The sequence below is a fragment of the Paraburkholderia susongensis genome, from assembly GCF_900177725.1.
GTDB classification, from domain to species: Bacteria; Pseudomonadota; Gammaproteobacteria; order Burkholderiales; family Burkholderiaceae; genus Paraburkholderia; species Paraburkholderia susongensis.
The window spans coordinates 110947-131013 of sequence record NZ_FXAT01000016.1 but is presented as its reverse complement, the minus strand read 5'-3'; the positions used below and the strand labels follow the sequence as shown (position 1 = coordinate 131013).

At 65.8% G+C, this 20067-nt stretch carries 16 protein-coding genes; 10 read left to right on the top strand and 6 right to left on the bottom strand.

From position 1 onward, the window contains the following. Window positions 1–51: 51 nt before the first annotated feature. Window positions 52–1503, bottom strand: a complete 1452-nt coding sequence (locus B9Z01_RS30945; protein ID WP_085489352.1) for an efflux transporter outer membrane subunit — start codon at window positions 1501–1503, stop codon at window positions 52–54. Then, the gene (locus tag B9Z01_RS30940) at window positions 1500–2507 is read right to left on the bottom strand and encodes an HlyD family secretion protein (RefSeq protein WP_244196203.1); all 1008 of its coding nucleotides are present in this window, start codon (window positions 2505–2507) and stop codon (window positions 1500–1502) included. The genes B9Z01_RS30945 and B9Z01_RS30940 overlap by 4 nt, the downstream gene beginning before the upstream one ends. Before the next feature lie 82 nt (window positions 2508–2589). Here B9Z01_RS30940 and B9Z01_RS30935 point away from each other — a divergent pair, with 82 nt between their 5' ends. Further along, window positions 2590–4179, top strand: coding sequence for an MFS transporter (locus B9Z01_RS30935; protein WP_085489351.1), 1590 nt, complete (start codon window positions 2590–2592; stop codon window positions 4177–4179). A gap of 138 nt (window positions 4180–4317) precedes the next feature. Here B9Z01_RS30935 and B9Z01_RS30930 read toward each other — a convergent pair whose 3' ends face one another. Beyond that, window positions 4318–5235 (bottom strand): LysR family transcriptional regulator, encoded by a 918-nt coding sequence (locus B9Z01_RS30930; RefSeq protein ID WP_085489350.1) that lies wholly within the window; start codon window positions 5233–5235, stop codon window positions 4318–4320. A gap of 442 nt (window positions 5236–5677) precedes the next feature. On the opposite strand from B9Z01_RS30930, the gene B9Z01_RS30925 reads away from it, so the two are divergent. The 5 genes from B9Z01_RS30925 to B9Z01_RS30905 all read left to right on the top strand — a co-directional run bounded on the left by B9Z01_RS30925 (window position 5678) and on the right by B9Z01_RS30905 (window position 12019). Beyond that, window positions 5678–6892 carry an MFS transporter gene (locus tag B9Z01_RS30925; RefSeq protein WP_085489349.1) on the top strand — a complete coding sequence of 405 codons (1215 nt, stop codon included), beginning with the start codon at window positions 5678–5680 and terminating at the stop codon, window positions 6890–6892. A 208-nt stretch (window positions 6893–7100) separates the two neighbouring features. Next, a complete protein-coding gene (locus B9Z01_RS30920; RefSeq protein ID WP_085489386.1) occupies window positions 7101–8384 on the top strand; it encodes a c-type cytochrome in 1284 nt (427 codons plus the stop codon). Next, window positions 8381–8893, top strand: a complete 513-nt coding sequence (locus B9Z01_RS30915; protein WP_085489348.1) for a (2Fe-2S)-binding protein — start codon at window positions 8381–8383, stop codon at window positions 8891–8893. The genes B9Z01_RS30920 and B9Z01_RS30915 overlap by 4 nt, the downstream gene beginning before the upstream one ends. After that, window positions 8890–11154: a xanthine dehydrogenase family protein molybdopterin-binding subunit gene (locus B9Z01_RS30910; protein ID WP_085489347.1), complete on the top strand. Its 2265-nt coding sequence runs from the start codon at window positions 8890–8892 to the stop codon at window positions 11152–11154. Before B9Z01_RS30915 ends, B9Z01_RS30910 begins: the two co-directional genes overlap by 4 nt. A 154-nt stretch (window positions 11155–11308) precedes the next feature. Further along, a complete protein-coding gene (locus tag B9Z01_RS30905; protein ID WP_085489346.1) occupies window positions 11309–12019 on the top strand; it encodes a TetR/AcrR family transcriptional regulator in 711 nt (236 codons plus the stop codon). Window positions 12020–12043: 24 nt separating this feature from the next. Here the strand turns inward: B9Z01_RS30905 and B9Z01_RS30900 are convergent, their stop codons facing one another. Next, the gene (locus tag B9Z01_RS30900; protein ID WP_085489345.1) at window positions 12044–12727 is read right to left on the bottom strand and encodes an HD domain-containing protein; all 684 of its coding nucleotides are present in this window, start codon (window positions 12725–12727) and stop codon (window positions 12044–12046) included. 149 nt (window positions 12728–12876) lie between these two features. After that, window positions 12877–13854 carry an alpha/beta fold hydrolase gene (locus B9Z01_RS30895; RefSeq protein WP_085489344.1) on the bottom strand — a complete coding sequence of 326 codons (978 nt, stop codon included), beginning with the start codon at window positions 13852–13854 and terminating at the stop codon, window positions 12877–12879. A gap of 460 nt (window positions 13855–14314) precedes the next feature. Between B9Z01_RS30895 and B9Z01_RS30890 the strand changes: the two genes are divergently transcribed. After that, on the top strand, window positions 14315–15238 hold the full coding sequence (locus B9Z01_RS30890) for a helix-turn-helix domain-containing protein (RefSeq protein WP_085489343.1): 924 nt from the start codon (window positions 14315–14317) through the stop codon (window positions 15236–15238). Between the two features lie 16 nt (window positions 15239–15254). Here B9Z01_RS30890 and B9Z01_RS30885 read toward each other — a convergent pair whose 3' ends face one another. Then, window positions 15255–16412, bottom strand: a complete 1158-nt coding sequence (locus B9Z01_RS30885) for an FAD binding domain-containing protein (protein ID WP_085489342.1) — start codon at window positions 16410–16412, stop codon at window positions 15255–15257. A 282-nt stretch (window positions 16413–16694) separates the two neighbouring features. Between B9Z01_RS30885 and B9Z01_RS30880 the strand changes: the two genes are divergently transcribed. The 3 genes from B9Z01_RS30880 to B9Z01_RS30870 all read left to right on the top strand — a co-directional run bounded on the left by B9Z01_RS30880 (window position 16695) and on the right by B9Z01_RS30870 (window position 20053). Further along, a complete protein-coding gene (locus B9Z01_RS30880) occupies window positions 16695–18227 on the top strand; it encodes an ATP-binding protein (protein WP_167387592.1) in 1533 nt (510 codons plus the stop codon). A gap of 115 nt (window positions 18228–18342) precedes the next feature. Further along, window positions 18343–18828, top strand: a complete 486-nt coding sequence (locus B9Z01_RS30875; protein ID WP_085489340.1) for a VOC family protein — start codon at window positions 18343–18345, stop codon at window positions 18826–18828. A gap of 1 nt (window position 18829) precedes the next feature. Continuing rightward, a complete protein-coding gene (locus B9Z01_RS30870; protein ID WP_085489339.1) occupies window positions 18830–20053 on the top strand; it encodes an FAD binding domain-containing protein in 1224 nt (407 codons plus the stop codon). Window positions 20054–20067: the final 14 nt, after the last annotated feature.

Below are 20067 nucleotides of genomic sequence, written 5' to 3'. Positions count from 1 at the left end.
GCACATTAATAAGGACTGAAACGTTCTGAACCCGCGTGTGGCGCGCATAGGCTAACTCCCATGTTCGCCCAGCTTGTGTGCCGTCTGCGCGGAATCCGGTACGGACCAGCCGCCGCCCAGTGCCCGCACGAGGCCAATGGTCGCCACCGCCAGCGCCTCGCGCGCGTGAATGGCGTCCCGCTCGATCGACAACGCGTCGCGGTCCGAATCGACGACTTCGAAGTAGTTGACGTACCCGAGCGCATAGCGCCGGCGCGACAGTTGCGCGACCTGATCCGAAGTCGAGGCGGCGGCGTCGAACGCCGCGATGCGCTCGCGCCCGGCTGCGATGTCGTTGAGCGCATCCTGCGCCTCTCGCAGGGCGTTGTACGCCACGCCGCGATACGCCGCCTCGGCCAGCGTGTAGCGGGCTTGCGCCGAAGCGAGCGCGGCGTCGCGCCGGCCGCCGTCGAACAGCGGCAGCGTAAGCGACGCGGCGAGTCCCCACAGCGAGCTATTGCGGTCGAGAAAGTCGCTGAGGCTGTGGCTCGCGAAGCCGCCGTCGGCGGTTAGCGTCAACTGCGGCAACCATGCCGTTCTCGCCACGCCTACGGTCCATGCCGCCGCATCGAGCCGGCGCCCCGCCGCGTAGACATCAGGACGCTGCGTGAGCACGTCCGCCGGCAGACCGACGGGCACCGGCGGCACGCGCACGGCGCCGCTTCTGTTTCCGTTTCCGCTTCCGCTTCCGTTTCCGAGTTCGAACGTGGCCGCCGATCGGCCGAGCAGCACCGCCAGCGCATCGACGAGGTTCTCACGCAGGCGCCGGCTTTCGGTGAGTTCGGCGCGCGTCGTCTGCCATTCCGTGCGTGCGCGCAGGACGTCGAGATCGCTCGTATTGCCCACTTGCGACCGGGCCTCGACGAGCTTCACGGCAGTCTCGCGCAGCGCCACGGAACGTGTGAGCACGGCGATGTCTTCGTCCACGTAGTGCAGCGTCAGGTAATCGGCGGCGACCTCCGTGGCTACGCGCAGCTTCGCCGCGTCGGCGTCCGCTTCGGCCGCAATGGCGTTGGACTGCGCCGCTGCCGCCTCGCCGCGCAAGGCGCCCGTCCAGTCCACGGTGTACGTCACGTCGGCGGCCACCGCCCACGTGCGCATCATGCGCTTGGGCAACGCGTTGTCGATCGTGCCCGAGGCGCGGCTGCGCGAGTAGCCCGCGCCCGCATCAGCCGACGGCACGAGCGCCGCCCGGCTCGTGGTCACGGCAGCCCGGGCCAGATCGATGCGCGCATTCGCCTGCCTGATATCGAGATTCTGTTCGAGCGCCTGCCCGATGAGGCGCTCCAGTTGCGGGTCGCCGAACATCGCCGGCCAGGCGCTCCCTACGCGGGGCGCGCCCGCCGTCTCGCCTGCATGCCGGAACGGCCCCGGCGCGAGCGGGACGGACAGATCCGCACGATGTGCCACGGTGCACGAGCAAAGCAGCGCGGCCATCGTCATAGCACTGACGCCGCGGCTCATCGCGCGTGCTCCGCCGGCTGAATGGCCGCATGAACGGACAGGCCCGGCGCGAGCCGCACGGGCAAGGGCTGATCGAAAACGATCTTGACCGGCACGCGCTGGACGACCTTCGTAAAGTTGCCGGTGGCGTTATCGGGCGGGAGGAGCGCGAACTGCGCGCCCGTCGCCGGAGCCAGACTGTCCACGCGGCCGTGCAGCGTGACGCCCGGCTCGGCGTCCACCGTCACCGTGGCTGCGTCGCCCGCCGCGATGTGCTTCAGTTGTGTCTCGCGGTAGTTCGCGACGACCCACACGGCAGGCTCGACGATCGCGAGCAGTGGCTGGCCAGGCGCCACACGCTGGCCGGACTCGACCGTCTTGCGCCCCACGTAGCCTGCCACCGGCGCCACCACCGATGCGTACTCCCGCTGCAACGCCGCGTCACGCAAATTCGCGTTGCCCTGCGCCTCCTGCGCCTGCGCCGCGAACAGCGCGGCGCGCGCGGCCACGAGGCGCGCGTTGGCGGCGTCCACGTGCGAGCGCGCGGCAATCCAGGCGGCATCGGCGCTATCGAACTCCTGTTGCGAGAGCGCGCGAGGCGTCCCGGAAACGAGCGACTTCGCCCGCTCGTAGTCGAGCCTGGATTTGTGCTCATCCGCCCCGGCTGCAACGATGGCGGACTGCGCCTCGGCGATCGCGGCCTGCGCGCCGCGCTGCGCCGCCTGCGCCTGCAGAATGCGGGCGCGTTCGAGCGCGACGCGCACGTCGAAGTCGCGCGGATCGAGCTCGACGAGCACTTGCCCCGCATGCACGAACTGGTTGTCGTCCACGACGACGCGCTCGACCGTACCGTTGACGCGCGGCGAAATCATGTGAACGTGCCCTGTGACGTACGCATCGTCCGTGCTGTGGCTGCCCTCCGAAAAAGCGAACACGATCGCGATCGCGACGAGCAGCGCAAACATTGCAAAGCCCGCGATGACGAACAGATGCCTTCTCGTCAGGGCACTATCGTTCGGCGGCACGGATTCCAATTCATGCCCCTTTGCGGCAGCGATAATCGATCGTAATATATTTCGCACTACTGTTCATTGTGTCCTCCTTCCGATGCATAACGCCGCGCTCTCTCATGCCTGCCTCGCCCCGGCCGCTCCCGCGCCGGCTCCCGCCGCACCCGTCCCGACCTGGCGCTCGTATGCGGCGATCGGCGCGGTGCTGCTCGGCGCGATGATTTCCACGCTGACCTCGCGCATCACCTCGCTCGGCCTCGCCGACATTCGCGGCGCGCTGGGCGTGAGCTTCGACGACGGATCGTGGATCAACACCGCCTTCACCGCCGCGCAGATGTTCGCCGGCCCCATTGCCGTCTGGGCCGCATTTGTCTTCGGTGTGCGCCGGGTTCTCCTCGTCGCGGCATCGCTGTTCCTCGCCGCCGAAGTCCTGCTGCCCTTCGCCACCGACTTTCGCGTCTTCATCCTCCTTCAAACCTGCGCGGGACTTTCCTCGGGCGCATTCGTGCCGACCACCGTGAGCTTCATCGTGCGCACGCTGCCCGCGCGCCTGATTCCGTTCGGCATCGCGGCTTACGCGATGAACCTCGAAACCTCGCTCAATATCTCGGCGACGCTCGAGGGCTGGTACAGCGAGCATCTGAGCTGGCACTGGCTCTTCTGGCAAAACGCGCTGCTCTGCCTGCCGTTCATCCTTTGCCTCTTCATCGCGATGCAGGACGAGCCCACCCGCGCGCGCGAGGCGCCGCCCGATTACGCGGGCCTGCTGCTAGGCGCCTGCGGTTTCATGGCGCTCGTGATCGCGCTCGACCAGGGCGAGCGGCTGTTCTGGTTCCAGTCGCCCTTCATCGTCTGGATGATGGGCGCGGGCGCCGTGCTGCTCGCCGGGTCGGTCGCCATCCAGATCCTTTCCACACGTCCCGCCATCCATCTCGCGTGGTTCCTGCGTCCCAACATCGTGATCCTGATCGTCCTGATCGGGCTCATCCGCTTCTGCGTGCTGAACACGAGTTTCATCCCGTCTTTCTTTCTCGCCAGCGTCCATGGCTTGCGCCCGCTACAGGTTGGCGACACGCTGCGCTGGATCGCCATCCCCCAGGTCCTCTTTGCGCCCGCCGTCGCGTTCATGCTGCTGCGGGTCGACCCGCGCCTGCTCATCAAGATCGGCTTCGCCACCGTGGCTTTCGCTTTCGTGCTGGGTACCGGCATCACGAGCGCCTGGGCCGAAACGGACTTCATTCCCTCGCAACTGCTGCAGGCGCTCGGACAAACCATGGTGCTGACCTCGGTCATCTACTTCCTCGGCAAGCACGTAACCGCCGAGCATGCCCTGACATTCGGCGCGGTCATTCAAACCACGCGCCTTTTCAGCGGCCAGCTCGGCACCACCTCGCTCGCGCTCACGCAACGCCTCTTCGAAGCGACGAACTCGGACATGCTCGGCGCCCATGTCGATGCATTCAATCCCCTCACGCTGGAGCGGCTGCGCGCGCTGCCCTCGGCGGGCGGCGCCTCGCTCGCGAGCGATCCGTCTCTGGCGAGCGCCGCCAGTCTCGCGCTGCTCGACCACGGCGTTCGCACGCAGGCCGTCACGCTGGCGCTCGCGGACAACTACCGGCTCGCGGCGGCGTGCGCGATAGCCGGCATCGTTTGCGCGCTGCTGCTCGCGAGGAAACCGGGTAACTGACGCGGCGAGCATGCGGGCATCCATACTGACAGCACCCGGAGCGCCGCGCATTAATAGCCGCTGAATTGTTCTGAACGGGAGCGCCGCCCAGCAAACGTGATATGACCTGCTGGCGTTCGCCGCGAAGCACGCGGCGCGCTAGCCCGCCTTTTGTCCGACCCGCGCCTCGAGAAATTGCAGCAAGGCGCGCACCTTGGTCGAGTGACGCCGGTTAGGCAGATACGCGGCATAGGCGACAGCGTCGCCGTTGTGCGGCGTCACGCGCCAGTCTGCAAAACAGTGCACCAGGCGGCCCGCGCGGACGTGCTCGTTCACGAGCCAGGCGGGCAGCAGCACGAGCCCTTGGCCGGCCAGCGCCGCTTCGAGCAGCATGTCGAGGTTGTTGGAAATGAGCCGCCCGCGCACGCTCGCCTTTTCCTCCACGTCACCGCGCGAGAACGTCCAGACCTGGCTCGCGCGATAACTGCCGCCATAGGCGATGCGCAGGCATTCGTGCTCCGCGATTTCGCCTGGATGCCCCGGCATGCCCGCGCGTTCGAGGTACTCGTGGCTCGCGACGACAAAGCGCGGGTTCTCGGCCAGCTTCCTCACGATGAGATTGGGGTCCCCCGAAGGCAGCCCGATTCTCACCGCGATGTCGATACGCTCGATGGCAAGATCCACGAAATGATCGGTGACCACGACGTCGAGGGCGACGCGCGGGTACTCACGCAGATAGGCAGTCAGATGCGGCGCGAGCACGATGCGGTTATAGACGGACGGCACCGTGATGCGCAACGCGCCGGCCGGCGTGGCGCCGCTGTCGAGCACGCTTTCGTCGGCCTCGGCGAGGTCGTCGAGGATCCGGGAGATCTGCTCCACGTACGCCGTGCCCGCTTCGGTCAGGCTGACGCGGCGGGGCGTGCGCGTGAGCAGCGCGGTGCCAAGCGCGGCTTCGAGGGCATCCATCAGACGCGTAACGGACGACGTCGCCACGCCGAGGCGCTGCGCGGCCTTGGCAAAGCCGCCTGCGTCGGCGACTTCGAGCAGAGTGTTGAGCGCGAGAAGCTTGTCCATGACGGCGATTATGCCAGCGGGATCCTGGGCACTGCCAGGGAAAACTGAAAGCCTGCGCAGCGGGAGCGCGCAAGAATTAACGGCCGGATTCAAGATTTTTCAGACGCGTCGTGACATCCTTCTTCCAGCATCGTGAGGATCGCGAAGACACGAGGGCCTGGCGCCACGCGGATCGCCTCTCGGGAGCGGCTGCCGCGCGCGACGGCGCGCGGGTGGACGGAATCGGAGCCTTTTCGTTGCGAAGCAAGCAACGGGCGGTTGCGTCGCAGGTGTATTCCGCGACCGGCGACGCTTACCTAAGCTTGACACAACCGACATCGCCAATGCTGCTCCGGTGTCGCGACGACGGGACCCGGCCCCGGCCCCGGCCCCGGCCGAAGATCGAAACACAGCCAATGCCGGGCCGACCCGCCACAGTGACCTCATCATTCAAGGAGCCATCATGCCCACGCCCTCGAGCACGCTTGGCCGCAAGACACACGCAATCGAACTCACCCAGGGACTCATTGCGCTGTTCGCTTTCAGTTGCGGCGCGATCGTCGCCAACCTGTACTACGCGCAGCCGATCACCGAGCTGATCGGTCCGTCGTTGCACATGTCCGCTGGTTCGGCAAGCCTGATCGTCTCGCTCACGCAGATCGGCTATGCGCTCGGCCTGTTCTTCATCGTGCCGCTTGGTGATCTGCTCGAAAACCGCAAGCTCATGATCGCGACCGCCCTCGTGTCGATCGTGAGCCTCGCGGCCGCCTCGCTCGCGCATTCTCCGGGCTGGTTCCTCGCCCTCTCGCTGCTGATCGGCTTTAGCTCCGTCGCCGTGCAGATCCTGATTCCACTCGCGGCGCACCTCGCGCCCGATCATGCGCGCGGGCGCATTGTCGGCACGATCATGAGCGGGCTGCTGCTCGGCATCCTGCTCTCACGCCCGCTCTCGAGCCTCGTCGCGGATCACTTCGGCTGGCGCTTCGTGTTCGCCGCCGCCGCCGTGCTGATGGCGCTGGTCACGGCCATCCTCGCACTGACGATTCCGCGCCGCCAGCCCGAGCACCAGGCGTCCTATTTCGAGCTCATCGGTTCGCTGCTGCATCTCGTGCGCACGATGCCTGTGCTGCGCCACCGCGCCCTCTACCAAGGGCTGATGTTCGCCTCATTCAGTCTCTTCTGGACCGCCGTGCCGATCGAACTCACGCGCCACTATGGCCTTTCACAGTCGGCCATCGCGGTGTTCGCGCTGGTCGGCGCGATCGGTGCGACGTCCGCGCCGGTCGCGGGACGCCTCGCCGATGCGGGCCACTCCGTGCGGGCCACGTTCATCGCGCTGATCGCCGCCGCGCTCGCCTACACGCCCGCGCTGATCCATCCGGCGTTCGGCGTGTACGGCCTCGTCGTCACGGGCATCGTGCTCGACTTCGCGGTACAGATGAACATGGTCCTCGGGCAGCGGGAAATCTATGCGCTTCACGCGGCAAGCCGCGGCCGGCTCAATGCGCTCTACATGACGAGCATCTTCGTCGGCGGCGCGGCGGGCTCGGCGCTCGCGAGCACACTGTACGAGCATGGCGGCTGGACGCTCATCGCCTGCGTCGCGCTCGCTTTCCCGCTCGTCTCGCTCGGCCATTTTCTGCTCGTCGGCCGCCCGCATGCGCGCACCACGGCGTAAGCGCGCATCACGTGGCCAGGCAGGCTCCCGGCCGTCTCACCCGCAACAGGAATCCGACCATGCCCTACTTGCCGAGCCCCCACGCGCTGTCCGGTCTCGCGCCCGCGAAGTGCGCAGCATCGGGCACGATGACCCGCCCGGCGACGCCGCACCGTGGCGCCGTCACCAGGACCCGCGTCGTGCCTGCAACCTCGCATCGGGAGCCTTCATGAACCGCAGACGCCTCGGGATCGCTGCAGCGGGGATCGTCGTCGCGGGCCTCGCGATCGCCGCAGCCATCATGTACAAGCCGGCCATCGCGCCGATCGCGCCGCCGGCCCCGGACAGCTTCGATGCGCAGCTCAAGCGCGAGGGTGCGCGCGTGGTCGCGCTCGGCGACTGCATCGTCTGCCACACGGCGAAGGACGGCCAGCCGTTCGCGGGCGGCTTGCCGCTCGCGACGCCGTTCGGCACGATCTACGCAACCAACATCACGCCCGACCCGCAAACGGGCATCGGCGCATGGTCCGAGGCCGCCTTTGCGCGGGCTGTGCGGCATGGAATTTCGCGGGACGGCCATCTCCTCTACCCCGCGTTTCCCTATGTGCATTTCACCCGCATGTCCGATCACGACATTGCCGCGGCCTATGCGTATCTGATGAGCCGGGAACCGGTTCAGGCGAGCGCGCCCGCCAATCAGCTGATCTTTCCGCTGAACTTCAGGCCGCCGGTGGCCTTCTGGAACCTGTTGTTCCTGCGTTCGGGTCCCCGCGAGGCGGATGCTTCGCAAGACGCGCAGTGGAATCGCGGCAAGCTGCTCGTCGATGGTCTCGGCCACTGCGCGTCGTGCCATTCGCCGCTGAACGCCATCGGCGGCGAGAAGGCCGGCCACGCATTCGACGGCGGCGTCGTGGACGGCTGGGAAGCGCCCCCGCTCAATGCACTCGGCAGCGCGGCGAAGCCGTGGACGAAGGAACAGCTCGTCACCTACCTGCGTACCGGACGCGCCTCGGAGCACGGCGCCGCCGCGGGCCCGATGCTGCCGGTCACGCGCGATCTCGCGACCGTGCCGATGGAAGACGTCGAGGCGATCGCCACTTACATCCTCTCGCTCCAGAAGGGCGCGCCGCGCGAAGCCGCACCAGCCGTGCGCGTCGCGGCACGCGAACCCACGCCCGCCGAACAGCGCGGCGCCGTGTTCTTCAACGCCTCCTGCGCGCAATGCCACGGCACGGGCTCGCCGATGCAGACGATCGGCGAGCGCCCGGCGCTCGCGTTCAGCACGGCGATCAACGCGAACACACCGCGCAACGCGGTGCAGATGATCCTGAACGGCATCACCTGGCACGGCGCGGACACGATGAACTACATGCCCGCGTTTGCGGGCGTCTATGACGACCGCCAGATCGCCGACCTCGTCGCCTACATCCGCGGCGCTTACTCGGCAGGACCCGCCTGGCCCGACGCCGAACCGCTCGTCAGCCAGCTTAGGAAGGAGGACAGTGCGCGATGATTTCACTCAACGTAAACGGCGTCCAGCACTCGCTCGACATCGATCCGTCAACGCCGCTGCTTTACGCCTTGCGCAACGATCTCGAGCTTCACGGCGCGAAGTTCGGCTGCGGACTCGGTCAATGCGGCGCGTGCACGGTCATCGTGGACGGCGAGGCGACGTTCTCCTGCCTCGTGCCCGTCAGCGCGATCGGCACGAGGCCGGTGCGCACGCTCGAAAGTCTCGGCAGCGCGGCGCATCCGGGCGCGCTGCAGCAGTCGTTCATCAGGCATCAAGCCGCGCAGTGCGGCTATTGCATCGCGGGCATGATCATGCGCGCCCAGGCGCTGCTCGATCGCAACGCGCATCCCACGGAGCAGGAACTGCGCGCGCACATGGAGCCGAACCTGTGCCGTTGCGGCACGCACATGCGCATCCTCGCCGCCATCCGCGAAGTCGCGGGCCTGCCCGCGCCGCAGGCGGGCGCCCCCGCCGCGCAACCCACCACTGCCGCAAAGACAGCATCATGAGCCACCACGACGATTCCATCGACGAAGGCCGCCGGCACTTCATGATTTCCGGCGCGCTCTTCGTCGCGTTCAGCATGGTCAAGGGCGCTGACGTGCCCGCTCAGGAAGTCATCGCCGACGAGGGCGCGGCCGTGCACATTGGTAAGGCTACCCAGGCGCTTGCGGGCAGCCTCAAGACCAATCCGTTGCTCGATGCGTGGATCAAGATCACACCCGAAGGCAAGGTCACGGTCTTCACCGGCAAGGTCGAGCTCGGCACCGGCGTGCGCACGGCCCTGCTTCAGGTCGCCGCCGAAGAGCTGAACATGGCGCCCTCGCTCATCACGTTCCTCACCGCCGACACGGGCGCCTCGCCAGACGAGGGTCTGACTGCCGGCAGCCATACCATAGCCGACAGCGGCAGTGCGCTGCTCAATGCCGCCGCGCAAGTTCGCGGCCTGCTCGTCGACGCCGCCGCGAAGCGCTTTGGCGTCGATGCCGGCGCGCTCGCCGCAAGCGACGCCGTGATTCGCGCGCAGGACGGCCGCACGATGACCTATGGCGAGGCCGTCGGCCTCGTGGACCTGCATCGCAACGCGACGCCCACCTCACCGCTCAAGGATCCGAAGACGTTCCGCGTGATCGGCACGCCGCTCCCGCGGCTCGACATCCCGTCGAAGGTCACAGGCGGCGTGAGCTACGTTCATGACATGCAGCTGCCGGGCATGCTGCACGCGCGCGTCGTCATGCCGCCCGTGTACGACGCGAAGCTCCTCGCCTTCGATGAAGCCGCGGTCATGAAGATGCCCGGCGTGCTCAGGATCGTGCGCAACGGCAGCATGCTGGCCGTGGTGGCGCAAGGCGAATGGCAGGCCGTGGTGGCGCAACGCGCCCTCGCGGCGAGCAGCCAATGGTCGCCCGGACGGCCCCTGCCGGATCCGGCGACCGTGCATCGCGACCTCAAGCCGCTCTGCACGCAGCAGATCAGGATCGCGGACCACCATGCCCCCGCTGAGCCCGCCGTCAAGACAGTGGAGGCACGCTTCATCAAGCGCTATCTGCTGCATGGCTCGATCGGGCCGTCCTGCGCCGTCGCGCAACTCGACGGCGGCCAGCTCACCGTCTGGACCCACTCGCAAGGGGTCTATCCGCTGCGCGACGCGCTGGCCGAAATGCTCGCCATGCCAAAGGAAAGCGTGCGCTGCGTCCACACCGAAGGCTCCGGCTGCTATGGCCACAACGGCGCCGACGATGCCGCCGCGCATGCCGCGCTGATCGCCACGGCCATGCCGGGGCATCCGGTGCGCGTGCAATGGATGCGCGAACAGGAACACACGTGGGACCACTTCACGCCCGCGATGGTGACGCAGGTGAAGGCGTCGATCGACGCGAGCGGTCGCATCGTGGACTGGCAATACGCGCTCTGGAGCAGTTCGCACAACGAGCGCATCGTCAACGCGGGGCGCCTGCTGCCCGCACGCATGCTCGAAAAACCCTTCGTTTCCGCGCCCTCCACGCCGATGCCGCAGCCCGAGGGCGGCGGCGACCGCAACGGGATTCCGCTCTACACATTGCCGAACATCGAGGTAATGAACAACTTCTCGCCGACCATGCCCCTGCAGACCTCGGCGATGCGCTCGCTTGGCGCGCATACCAACGTGTTCTCCATCGAAAGCACGATGGACGAGCTCGCATACATGGCCGGCATCGACCCCGTCGAGTTCCGGCTGCGTCACCTCGACGATCCGCGCGCGAAGGACGTGATCGAGCTTGCGGCAAAGCAGTTCGGCTGGCCGCGCGCGCCGCGCGCGCGCAATCGCGGCGTGGGCTTCGCATTCGCGAAGTACAAGAACCTGATGGCCTATGTCGCCATCGCCGTGGAAATCTCCGTCGAGCCCGAAACGGGCCTCGTCAGGCTCGAACAAGCGCAGGCCGCTGTGGATTGCGGCCAGATCGTGAATCCCGACGGCGCGCGCAACCAGATCGAAGGCGGCATCGTGCAGTCGGCCAGCTGGACCCTGCACGAAGAACTGCGCTACGACACGAACCGCATTCGCAGCTTCGACTGGGGAACGTACCCGATCCTGCGCTTTTCCTCGGTACCGAAGCGCATCGACGTTCATCTGATCGACCGGCCCGGCGCGCCGTTCCTCGGTACGGCGGAGGCCTCGATGGGTCCCACGGCAGGTGCGCTCGCCAATGCGCTGTTCGACGCGACGGGCAAGCGGGTGCGCGAAATGCCGCTGGCGGGCGACGCGCTGAGGACGCTCATCGACGCGTGATGGGCACGCTTGCGCCACACCGTCGGCCCGGTCCAAGCGAGCGGTCGCACCGGCTGCGAGGCCATACGGCGCAGCGCTCACGGTCCGCCTGCCGCTAGCCACCCGGGGTCAAAGTTTGTATGATCCAGTCCACCGATCGAGGAGTGGATCCAGCATGCCCCGTAGAGCAACCGCGCAGACCGAGCCGCCCGACGACGCCGCGAATGGCGGCCAGCCCGGCGCGGGGCGGCGCCTTCCGCCCGAAGTGCGCGAGCGGCAAATCGTCCTCAAAGCCATCGATCATTTCGCGACGCACGGATTTTCAGGCAGCACACGCGAGCTGGCGCGCCAGATCGGCGTCACCCAGCCACTGCTTTACCGGTATTTCCCCAGCAAGGAAGCGCTGATCGACCGCGTCTACGACGAAGTCTACGAGTGGAACACGGCGTGGGAAAAGCTCATAACGGACCGCGCGATTCCCATTCAGGAGCGGATGGTGCGCTTCTACACGGCGTATGCGAAAGTCATCCTGCGGCGCGAGTGGATCCGCATCTTCATCTTCGCCGGGCTCACCAAGGAAGGCATCAACTCGCGCTACCTGGGGCGCCTGCGCGAACGCGTGTTCATGCCGATGATGCGCGAGATCCGCGCGGCGTACGGCGCGGATGCCGCCACGACCGCCACGGAACGGGCCTCCGACCTCGAGCTGATCTGGAGCCTGCACGCCAGCATTTTCTATATCGGCGTGCGCAAGTGGATTTATGCTTTGCCGGTGCCCGAAGATATCGACGCGCAAATCGCCCAGCAAATCGACGCGTTCCTGAATGGCGTGCCCCATGCGCTCAAGCGATCGCACCGCAAATCGGGCAGGCCGGCATCGGGATGAAACCGGGCTTCATGACATCCCTTGTCATGGGCGAAAAGAGACGTCCCTGTCCGGCCGACTCCAGCGCGAGCCGAGAATCAGCCCGCAAAAGTTCAGCCGGCAGTAATCGGGATCCATGCGGGCAAGAATGTCCGCGCTCCACGTGCCGCTCGTCGTGTGCGGCCGATGCGCGAGGCCTCTGCCTATTGCCCGGATCACGTCTTCGTTGAACGTGGCTTCGCGTGGATAGGCCGCGAGAATGGCCTCGCGTTCGGCACGCGTGTACGCGTCGTAGTTCGTGCCGACGAGATCGGTCCCTGCCGCCTCCGCGAGCACGTGCGCAAGCGGCGAAACATGCACTGGAATACCCGGCGTGGTGTGCAGCGCGATCGCCCGCCACACGTCCTCGGCCACGCGGGGGGAGACATCCGCAAGCAACGAACGCGCCGCATCGGCGCCGTCCACCTCGTAGCGCAAGCTCGAGTGCGCATAGGCCGGACTGAGTCCCATATTCGCGTACATCGCCGTCACATAGAGCGTTTCCTCGTCGCACGCCCGGTGCTCGCGCCGGCCGATCAGCGCCGCGAACACGAAGACACGCCGGGCGTGCCCGACCAGAACCGGCTCGAGCGCCGCGCAGGCGTTTTCGGCGGCGAGGATCGCGAGCGCGGTTTGCGGAATACGCACACCCGCCACTTCGTCCGGCGATGCCGCGGGTGCGGGTTTCATCGCGCGCTCCGTGCCCGCGCCTCGCGCGACGTCCGCACCGCGCCGTGCCGCGCGAGATCGCGCTCCTCGAACTGGAACGAAGTGCCTTCGGCAGTCTCTACGCAGCGCTGAAAGCCCATACGTGTCTCTCCAGATCGTTTCGGCCGATCTCACTCTTTGAGGAAAGCCAGCAGATCCGCGTTCACCTGTGCGACATGCGTGCTGCACATGCCATGCGACGCACCGGGATACACCTTGAGCGTGGCGTTCCTGACGATCTTCGCCGACAGACGTGCCGAATTGTCGATCGGCACCATCTGGTCATCGTCGCCATGCAGGATGAGCGTGGGCACGTCCATCTTCTTCAGGTCCTCCGTGTAGTCGACCTCGGAGAACTGCTTGACGCACTCGTATTGCCCTTTGATCGAGCCCTGCATGCCCTGACGCCAGAAGTCCTGAATCAAGCCCTGCGACACCTTCGCGTTCGGGCGGTTGAACCCATAGAACGGCATTGCGACGTCGAGATAGAACTGCGACCGATTGGCGGCCACGCCATCGCGAATGCCGTCGAACACGGACATGGGCAGGCCGCCGGGGTTGGTCGCCGACTCGACCATCTGCGGCGGCACCGCACCGATCAGCACGGCCTTGGCCACCCGCTTCGAGCCGTGCCGGCCGATGTAGCGCGCAACCTCGCCGCCGCCCGTCGAGTGGCCGACGAGCATGGCGTTACGCAAATCGAGGGCATCGAGCACGGCGGCCAGATCGTCTGCATAGGTATCCATATCATTTCCGGCGGACGGTTGCCCCGAGCGTCCATGCCCGCGGCGATCGTGCGCGATCACGCGATAGCCCTGATTCACCAGAAAGAGCATCTGCGGATCCCACGCGTCCGCCGAAAGTGGCCAGCCGTGCGAGAAGACCACCGTCGTGCCCGCGCCCCAGTCCTTGACGTAGATTTCGGTGCCGTCTTCGGCCCTGACGTAACCGCCGCTGCGCTGATGTCCGTTTGCGGCGTGCGCAGCCGTCCCGCCGGCCGCCGATGCCGCCACACCCGACATGGCGACCGCGCCGGCCGCCTCTGCGCCGGCCGATAGTATTCTGCGCCGCGTCGGCGAAGGCGTGATCCCGTTTGCTTGCAAGTTCATCCGTGTTCTCCGTCCTGGCATTCCCAAACGCTCAATGGCGCACTGAGTTTGCACGTTGCTGTTGTCCGCGATGCAAACGGTCCATGCTTCGCACCGGGAATAGAGCTTATCGACGGAAAGATAAAAGGTCCTTTGCCGGCACTTAAATATGCTTAATGGCGCTTCCAGTTGCCCGAAGAACCTCGGCCAAACCCTGAACGGCAAGATGCTTGGATGACTGGAAATCGCGGCCCGGATTACCAATCGCGAAACCACCGTGTTGCACCGTTCTGCGCCATAATCGCGACGTACTACCACCGGGCACTGCGGTACGTTACAGAGCAAGCCGCGTCTTGCCGGTGCCCGGCAGACGGTACGCGAATCACGTCGGTTCAGGCGCTTTCGGCCGGCCGCCTGGCGGGCCGCTGAGCGGGCCGTCAGCAAACGCACGCCGGGTCGCGCCCGGCTCGAGGTAGCTTTGATGATTTCGTCAGCGTTCACGCAAGGCACATCGACCGGGTCGAAAGATTCGCTCGGGTGCGTCTCCACCAATCTGCGCCAGGACCTGCAGGTCGAGAACGGTGACATCACGTTCTTTCGCAAGTGCATGGACAAACCGGAACTGGAACGCATCGCGATGCCAGGATGCGAACGCGGCTTTCTCGTGGGCGTCTCGTTGCGAAGCGGTCACCGGCGCAAGATCTTTCGCGGCGCGAGGCCAATCGATCGGCGCTTTCATGACAGCTCGATTTATATTCGCGATTTCTCCGAGGACTATCGGGCCGACTTATATGGCAACTTCGACTTTCTGCTTGTCGAGTTGTCTCACGCATTCCTGACTCGCCTGACCGATGAGCACAATGTGGCCGTCGTCCGCGGGCTGACCTGCGGGCCCAATCAGGACGATGCCGTGCTAGGCCATCTCGCTCGCGCGCTCGCCGCCAGCCTCGAGATGTCCGGCCCGCTCAATACGCTCTTCATCGAACAACTCGGCATTGCCATTGGAACGCATCTCGCGCGTCAATACGGCGACCTGCGACCCGCCGACGAGCGTATCAAAGGCGGTGTCAAAGGCGCACTGTCGGCGGCTTGCGCGACACGCGCGAAAGAAATACTACTCGCCCCTTCGCGCGATGGCCTCTCCATTGCCGACGTCGCGCGCGAATGCAACTTGTCGCGCGGCTATTTCATACGTGCATTTGCGAAGGAAACGGGGCAAACGCCGCATCAATGGGTGCTCGAAAAGCGCACGGAACAGGCGCGTCAACTCATGGTGGCCACGGACATGACGCTTTCGGAGATCGCGGCGTATTGCGGCTTCGCGGATCAAAGCCACTTGAGCCGCGTGTTCCTCAAGATCGTCGGCGTATCTCCAGGTGCATGGCGACGCCGGTCCGCGCGATGAACCGCCCTGGAGCGCATCATCGTGCCGTGTGCAGGCTGAGGTCGCCCATGATCTGCGCGCCGAGGTTGATGCCGAACTCGTACAGACGCATACCGTTGTGCCACTCCACGGCTTCCCACTGTGCCAGCGCCTCATCGATCGAACCGTCGGGGTCGCGCAGCCGCTGTGCGAGGGCCACCGCGTTTGCGGCAGCCTTCGCGGCGCCTGCGCCGGTGTGCGGCCGCGCGACAAAGGCCGCGTCGCCTAGCAGCACCGCCCTGTCGAACACGAGCTTAGGCGCCCGGTAATCCTGGATGATCTGCAGGAACGGCGCGTCGGTCGCGTGAACCAGCGCGGCCAGTGCGGGCGCGAGTTGCTCGCCGGCGTCCGCTCGCAGACGTGCGCGGCTCTCGTCGCTGAGGGCGCCCGGAGGGACGGAGAGCGTGCGCCGCACGCCGTACCGGTCCGTCAGCGCCGCGTCGAGCGGTGCGCCGGCTGCCAGAGGCCGGTACCAGACCCAGTTCCAACGCCGCTCTCCCGGACGCGTCGAGCCGTCTTCTCCAGGGATGAGATAGGTCAGCAACTGGTGTGCAGCGCCGCTCTGGAACGTGAACGCATCGACGAGCCGGGCCGCGGCAGCCCCGTCTACGGCCGTTTCCGGCAGAAGCCCCCGCCAGGCCACATATCCCGCATAGTCCGGAAAATCGTCGGGCAACAACAGTGAGCGCGTCGTCGAGTGCGGACCGTCTGCGGCAATCAGGAGATCCGCACGAACGCGCTCGCCATTCGACAGGATCGCCTCGACGCCATCGCCGTCCTGTACGAAGTCCGAGAGTGCCACACCCGCACGGACGATCCCATCCGGCAGCCCTGCCTTCAACGTGTTGTACAGCACGCTCCAGGCTGTCTGAGCCTGCGGCATGCGCTGGCGGAACAGCACCTTGCCGCTCGCGTCGAGGTACTGCCGGTCCCGCGATGGCACGCCGAGCTGCGGCGCGTGCGCGATGCCCGCGAAGCGGAACGCCTCGAGCAGATCGGGCTGCACGACGAGCCCGCCACCCCGGCTGTCCAGTTCGCTCACCGAGCGCTCGTAGACATCGACTGTCCAGCCGATGGCGCGCAAAGACGCGGCCGTAAACAGACCGCCCAGCGAACCACCAATGACAACAGCGCGACGCGATTTTTTATCAGCCATGTTTTTGCTCCTTCCGATCAGCCTTGTCGATATGCCGATAGCGTAGGCGCGCCGGGTGCAATCCGGAACACGGGCTGCGCGCAATGCAGCGTTGCGCCACCAGCAACCCCGTCCGGCGTCCTCTGCATTATAGTTATCAAAAGATCAATAACGATCGCCGCGGCGCTTGCATTTTTCGAATTCAACGGAGATTCGTGAGCTTGATCTGGTTTAAATAATTGCGTGATAAATAACCTATGCCGGAAACGCATGTTTGAATGTGTCCCGGCCTGCGAGCACAAGATGGAAAGTACGCCCACCGAAATGCACGACGAAGTCCGCGAATCCGGCGATTGCGCCGCCATCGTCAATCAGGCCCGAATCCGGTTCGGCCGATGTGACGTCGATCTGACGCAGCGTGAACTGCGCAGGGACGGACAGGTCATTCGCCTGGGCGGCCGTGCGTTCGACGTACTCGCGCTGATCCTCTCGTCGCCGGGCCGCGTCGTCACGAAGGCGGAGCTTCTGCGCACTGTCTGGAACGGCGTGGTGGTCGAGGAAAACAACATTCAGGTTCAGCTCTATCTATTGCGAAAGGCGCTCGGCAACGATCACGAATGCATCGTCACCGTGCCTGGCCGCGGCTACATGTTCGCGCCGCATCGGACATTGCAATTGCGCGGCAGCGCCCCTCGCGACGCGTCGTCCGAATCGCCGCTCCTGCGATGCGCGCCGCTCATCGGGCGCGACGGGGCAATCGCGCAGGCGTGCGCCGCCCTCCCGGCAACCCAGGTCCTGACCTTGACCGGTGCAGGCGGTGTCGGCAAGACGGCGCTCGCCATGTCGATCGCTCACAGGATCGCCGAAGAAGGATCGCTGCGCGTACATGCCGTAGAGCTTGCCGCACTCACCAGCCGCGATCAGCTTCCCGACGTCATCGCGCGGGCCTGCGGCCTGACTGCCGGCGAGTCGGCACGCGAAGTCGAGGCGTTACGTGCAAGGCTATCCGGTACCGACACGCTGCTCTTTCTCGACAACGCGGAACACATCGTCGACGATGTCGCCGCACTAGTCGACCACCTGACGCGCGGCAATCCACGGCTGCGCGTGCTCGTGACGAGCCGCGAGCGCTTGCGTCTCGGACACGAATCCGTCTTTCGCGTTGAACCGCTGGCGATTCCCGCCGCCGATGCATCCGCAAGCGAAATCCTCACGCAACCCGCCGTCCAGCTTTTTCTGTCATGTGTGCAAGCCCAAGGGGCGACGGATCTCGACGCGACAACCATTTCGCTGATCGGCGAGATTTGCCGCCGGCTCGACGGCGTACCGCTCGCGCTCGAACTGGCTGCGGCGCGCGTGCCAAGTCTCGGCATCGCCGGCGTGAGTCGCGGGCTCGACAACCCGTTGACGATGCTCACGCACGGCTATCGCGCGGCGCTTGCGCGGCACCAGACGCTACGTGCGGCATTCGACTGGAGCTATTGCCTGCTCGCTCCCACGAGCCGCAAGCTCTTTCACAGGCTTGCCCTCCTCGGCCACGTGTTCACGCTCGAAACGATCGAAGCCACGGCCTGCGGCACCGATCTGACCTTCGACGCCGCGATTGACGCAATTGGAGAGCTTGTTGCGAAGTCCATCGTGAACGTCGAGTTCGACGGTCCGATTGCACGGTATCGTCTGACTGAATCGACGCGCGCCTACGCTCTCGAGCGACTGCGCGATGAATGGGAACTGCCGGCGTTGTGGCGCCCCCGTTCAGACATGGATGCCGATGATGCCGCGATCCACTCGCAATGTGACGCCAGCGGTTACGCAGGCTTACGTCCATCGGACTGAGTCAAGCGCGTCCCGCCCAGGGTTAACATCGCCCGAGACCAGTCTTGCCCTCATGATTTTTGAACTACAATTGATCGAACGATCATTAATCGATTGATCAATAAAGGAGAGCATCATGCCAGTCACCAAACTAGCCCACTACTCGATCCGCACACTCGACCTCGAAAAATCATGCCGGTTCTACGAGCGCGTACTCGGATTCAAGCAGGGCTACCGCCCTCCGTTCGACTTTCCCGGCGCATGGCTGTACAAGGGCGGCGACGAAGGCGAATACGGCACGGTTCACATCATCGGCGTCGACCCTGACAACCCGGAAGGACTCCTTGCCTATCTCGGCGACAGGAAGCTGCCGGCAACAGGAACAGGCACCGTCGATCACATTGCGTTCCTCGCCACCGGCGTTCAAGCCATGTGGGATACGTTGCGCGCAGAGAACATCGCATGGCGCGACCGCACAGTACCCAGCCTCGGACTACACCAGGTTTTCGTCGAAGATCCGTCAGGCGTCACGATCGAGCTCAACTTCCCGGCTGCCGAAGTGGCTCAACTGAACATCCCGGGCACAGCCCAAACCCCGAACGCAGTAGCCAATGGAGCCTGACATGAACCACACTTCGACGAACCGGAAAGCTGCCATCATCGGCGGCTCCCTTGGCGGCCTCTTCGCCGCGAATCTCCTGCTGCGCAACGGCTGGGATGTCGACGTCTTCGAGCGCGTGCCGCAAGAGCTATCCGGCCGCGGCGCGGGAATCGTGACGCATCCGGAGCTGTTCGAGGTGATGCACGCCGCTGGAGTGCGCATCGACGAATCGATCGGCGTAAAGGTGAAATCGCGCGTCACCTTCGCTCAGGATGGCTCGGTCGATTCCGAGCGCGAACTCCCGCAGACACTCACCGCCTGGAGCAAGATGTACCACGTGCTGCGCTCGGCTTTGCCGGACCAGCACTACCACTCGGGCGCAACCGTCACGGACATCGCGGACGGCCCGGAGCGCGCCACCGTCACGCTCTCCGACGGCTCCGCCATGCACGCCGATCTCGTGATCGCGGCAGACGGATTCCGCTCCGCGGTGCGCGAAAAGTTCCTGCCCGATGCTCAGCTCAAGTACGCCGGTTACGTGGCATGGCGCGGTCTCGTCGACGAGACCACACTGTCCGCCGAAACGCATGCCGCTCTCTTCGACAGGTTCGCGTTCTGCCTGCCTCCTCGCGAGCAAATCATTGGCTATCCCGTCGCCGGGCAGGGCAATAGCACGAAGCCCGGCGAGCGGCGGTACAACTTCGTCTGGTATCGCGCCACCAGCGAAGATACGGATTTGCCCAACCTGCTGACCGACGCCACAGGCAAGCTGTGGACCGGTGGCATTCCGCCGACCCACATCCGCCGCGAAGTTCTCACCGACATGGAGGAAGCCGCGCTCGCCCTGCTCGCGCCTCAGTTCGCAGAGGTCGTCACGCGGGCAGCACAACCGCTCTTCCAGCCGATCTTCGATCTCGAAGTACCCAGAATGGCGTTTGGCCGGATCGCGCTGCTGGGCGACGCCGCCTTCGTTGCGCGTCCGCATTGCGGCATGGGCGTGACGAAGGCCGCCGGCGATGCCATGGCGCTGCTTGCCGCGCTCACGCGCAACGCGGATACGCTCGATGCATTGGCCGAATATAGCGACGTGCGCACGCAATTCGGCATCGCGATCGTTCAGCACGCCCGCCATCTCGGCGCCTATATGCAAGCGCAGCTCAAGGACGAAACCGAACGCGAAATGGCTGAACGTTACCGGACACCGGAAGCCGTGATGCGGGAAACCGCGGTACCCGCCCATTTCTGAGCGCGAGCGAGGCT

Bases quoted from the DNA above. Each gene is read 5' to 3' on its own strand.
- B9Z01_RS30945 (WP_085489352.1), bottom strand. From the start codon at position 1,503: ATGAGCCGCGGCGTCAGTGCTATGACGATGGCCGCGCTGCTTTGCTCG.
- B9Z01_RS30935 (WP_085489351.1), top strand. From the start codon at position 2,590: ATGCATAACGCCGCGCTCTCTCATGCCTGCCTCGCCCCGGCCGCTCCC.
- B9Z01_RS30930 (WP_085489350.1), bottom strand. From the start codon at position 5,235: ATGGACAAGCTTCTCGCGCTCAACACTCTGCTCGAAGTCGCCGACGCA.
- B9Z01_RS30925 (WP_085489349.1), top strand. From the start codon at position 5,678: ATGCCCACGCCCTCGAGCACGCTTGGCCGCAAGACACACGCAATCGAA.
- B9Z01_RS30920 (WP_085489386.1), top strand. From the start codon at position 7,101: ATGAACCGCAGACGCCTCGGGATCGCTGCAGCGGGGATCGTCGTCGCG.
- B9Z01_RS30915 (WP_085489348.1), top strand. From the start codon at position 8,381: ATGATTTCACTCAACGTAAACGGCGTCCAGCACTCGCTCGACATCGAT.
- B9Z01_RS30910 (WP_085489347.1), top strand. From the start codon at position 8,890: ATGAGCCACCACGACGATTCCATCGACGAAGGCCGCCGGCACTTCATG.
- B9Z01_RS30905 (WP_085489346.1), top strand. From the start codon at position 11,309: ATGCCCCGTAGAGCAACCGCGCAGACCGAGCCGCCCGACGACGCCGCG.
- B9Z01_RS30900 (WP_085489345.1), bottom strand. From the start codon at position 12,727: ATGAAACCCGCACCCGCGGCATCGCCGGACGAAGTGGCGGGTGTGCGT.
- B9Z01_RS30895 (WP_085489344.1), bottom strand. From the start codon at position 13,854: ATGAACTTGCAAGCAAACGGGATCACGCCTTCGCCGACGCGGCGCAGA.
- B9Z01_RS30890 (WP_085489343.1), top strand. From the start codon at position 14,315: ATGATTTCGTCAGCGTTCACGCAAGGCACATCGACCGGGTCGAAAGAT.
- B9Z01_RS30885 (WP_085489342.1), bottom strand. From the start codon at position 16,412: ATGGCTGATAAAAAATCGCGTCGCGCTGTTGTCATTGGTGGTTCGCTG.
- B9Z01_RS30880 (WP_167387592.1), top strand. From the start codon at position 16,695: ATGGAAAGTACGCCCACCGAAATGCACGACGAAGTCCGCGAATCCGGC.
- B9Z01_RS30875 (WP_085489340.1), top strand. From the start codon at position 18,343: ATGCCAGTCACCAAACTAGCCCACTACTCGATCCGCACACTCGACCTC.
- B9Z01_RS30870 (WP_085489339.1), top strand. From the start codon at position 18,830: ATGAACCACACTTCGACGAACCGGAAAGCTGCCATCATCGGCGGCTCC.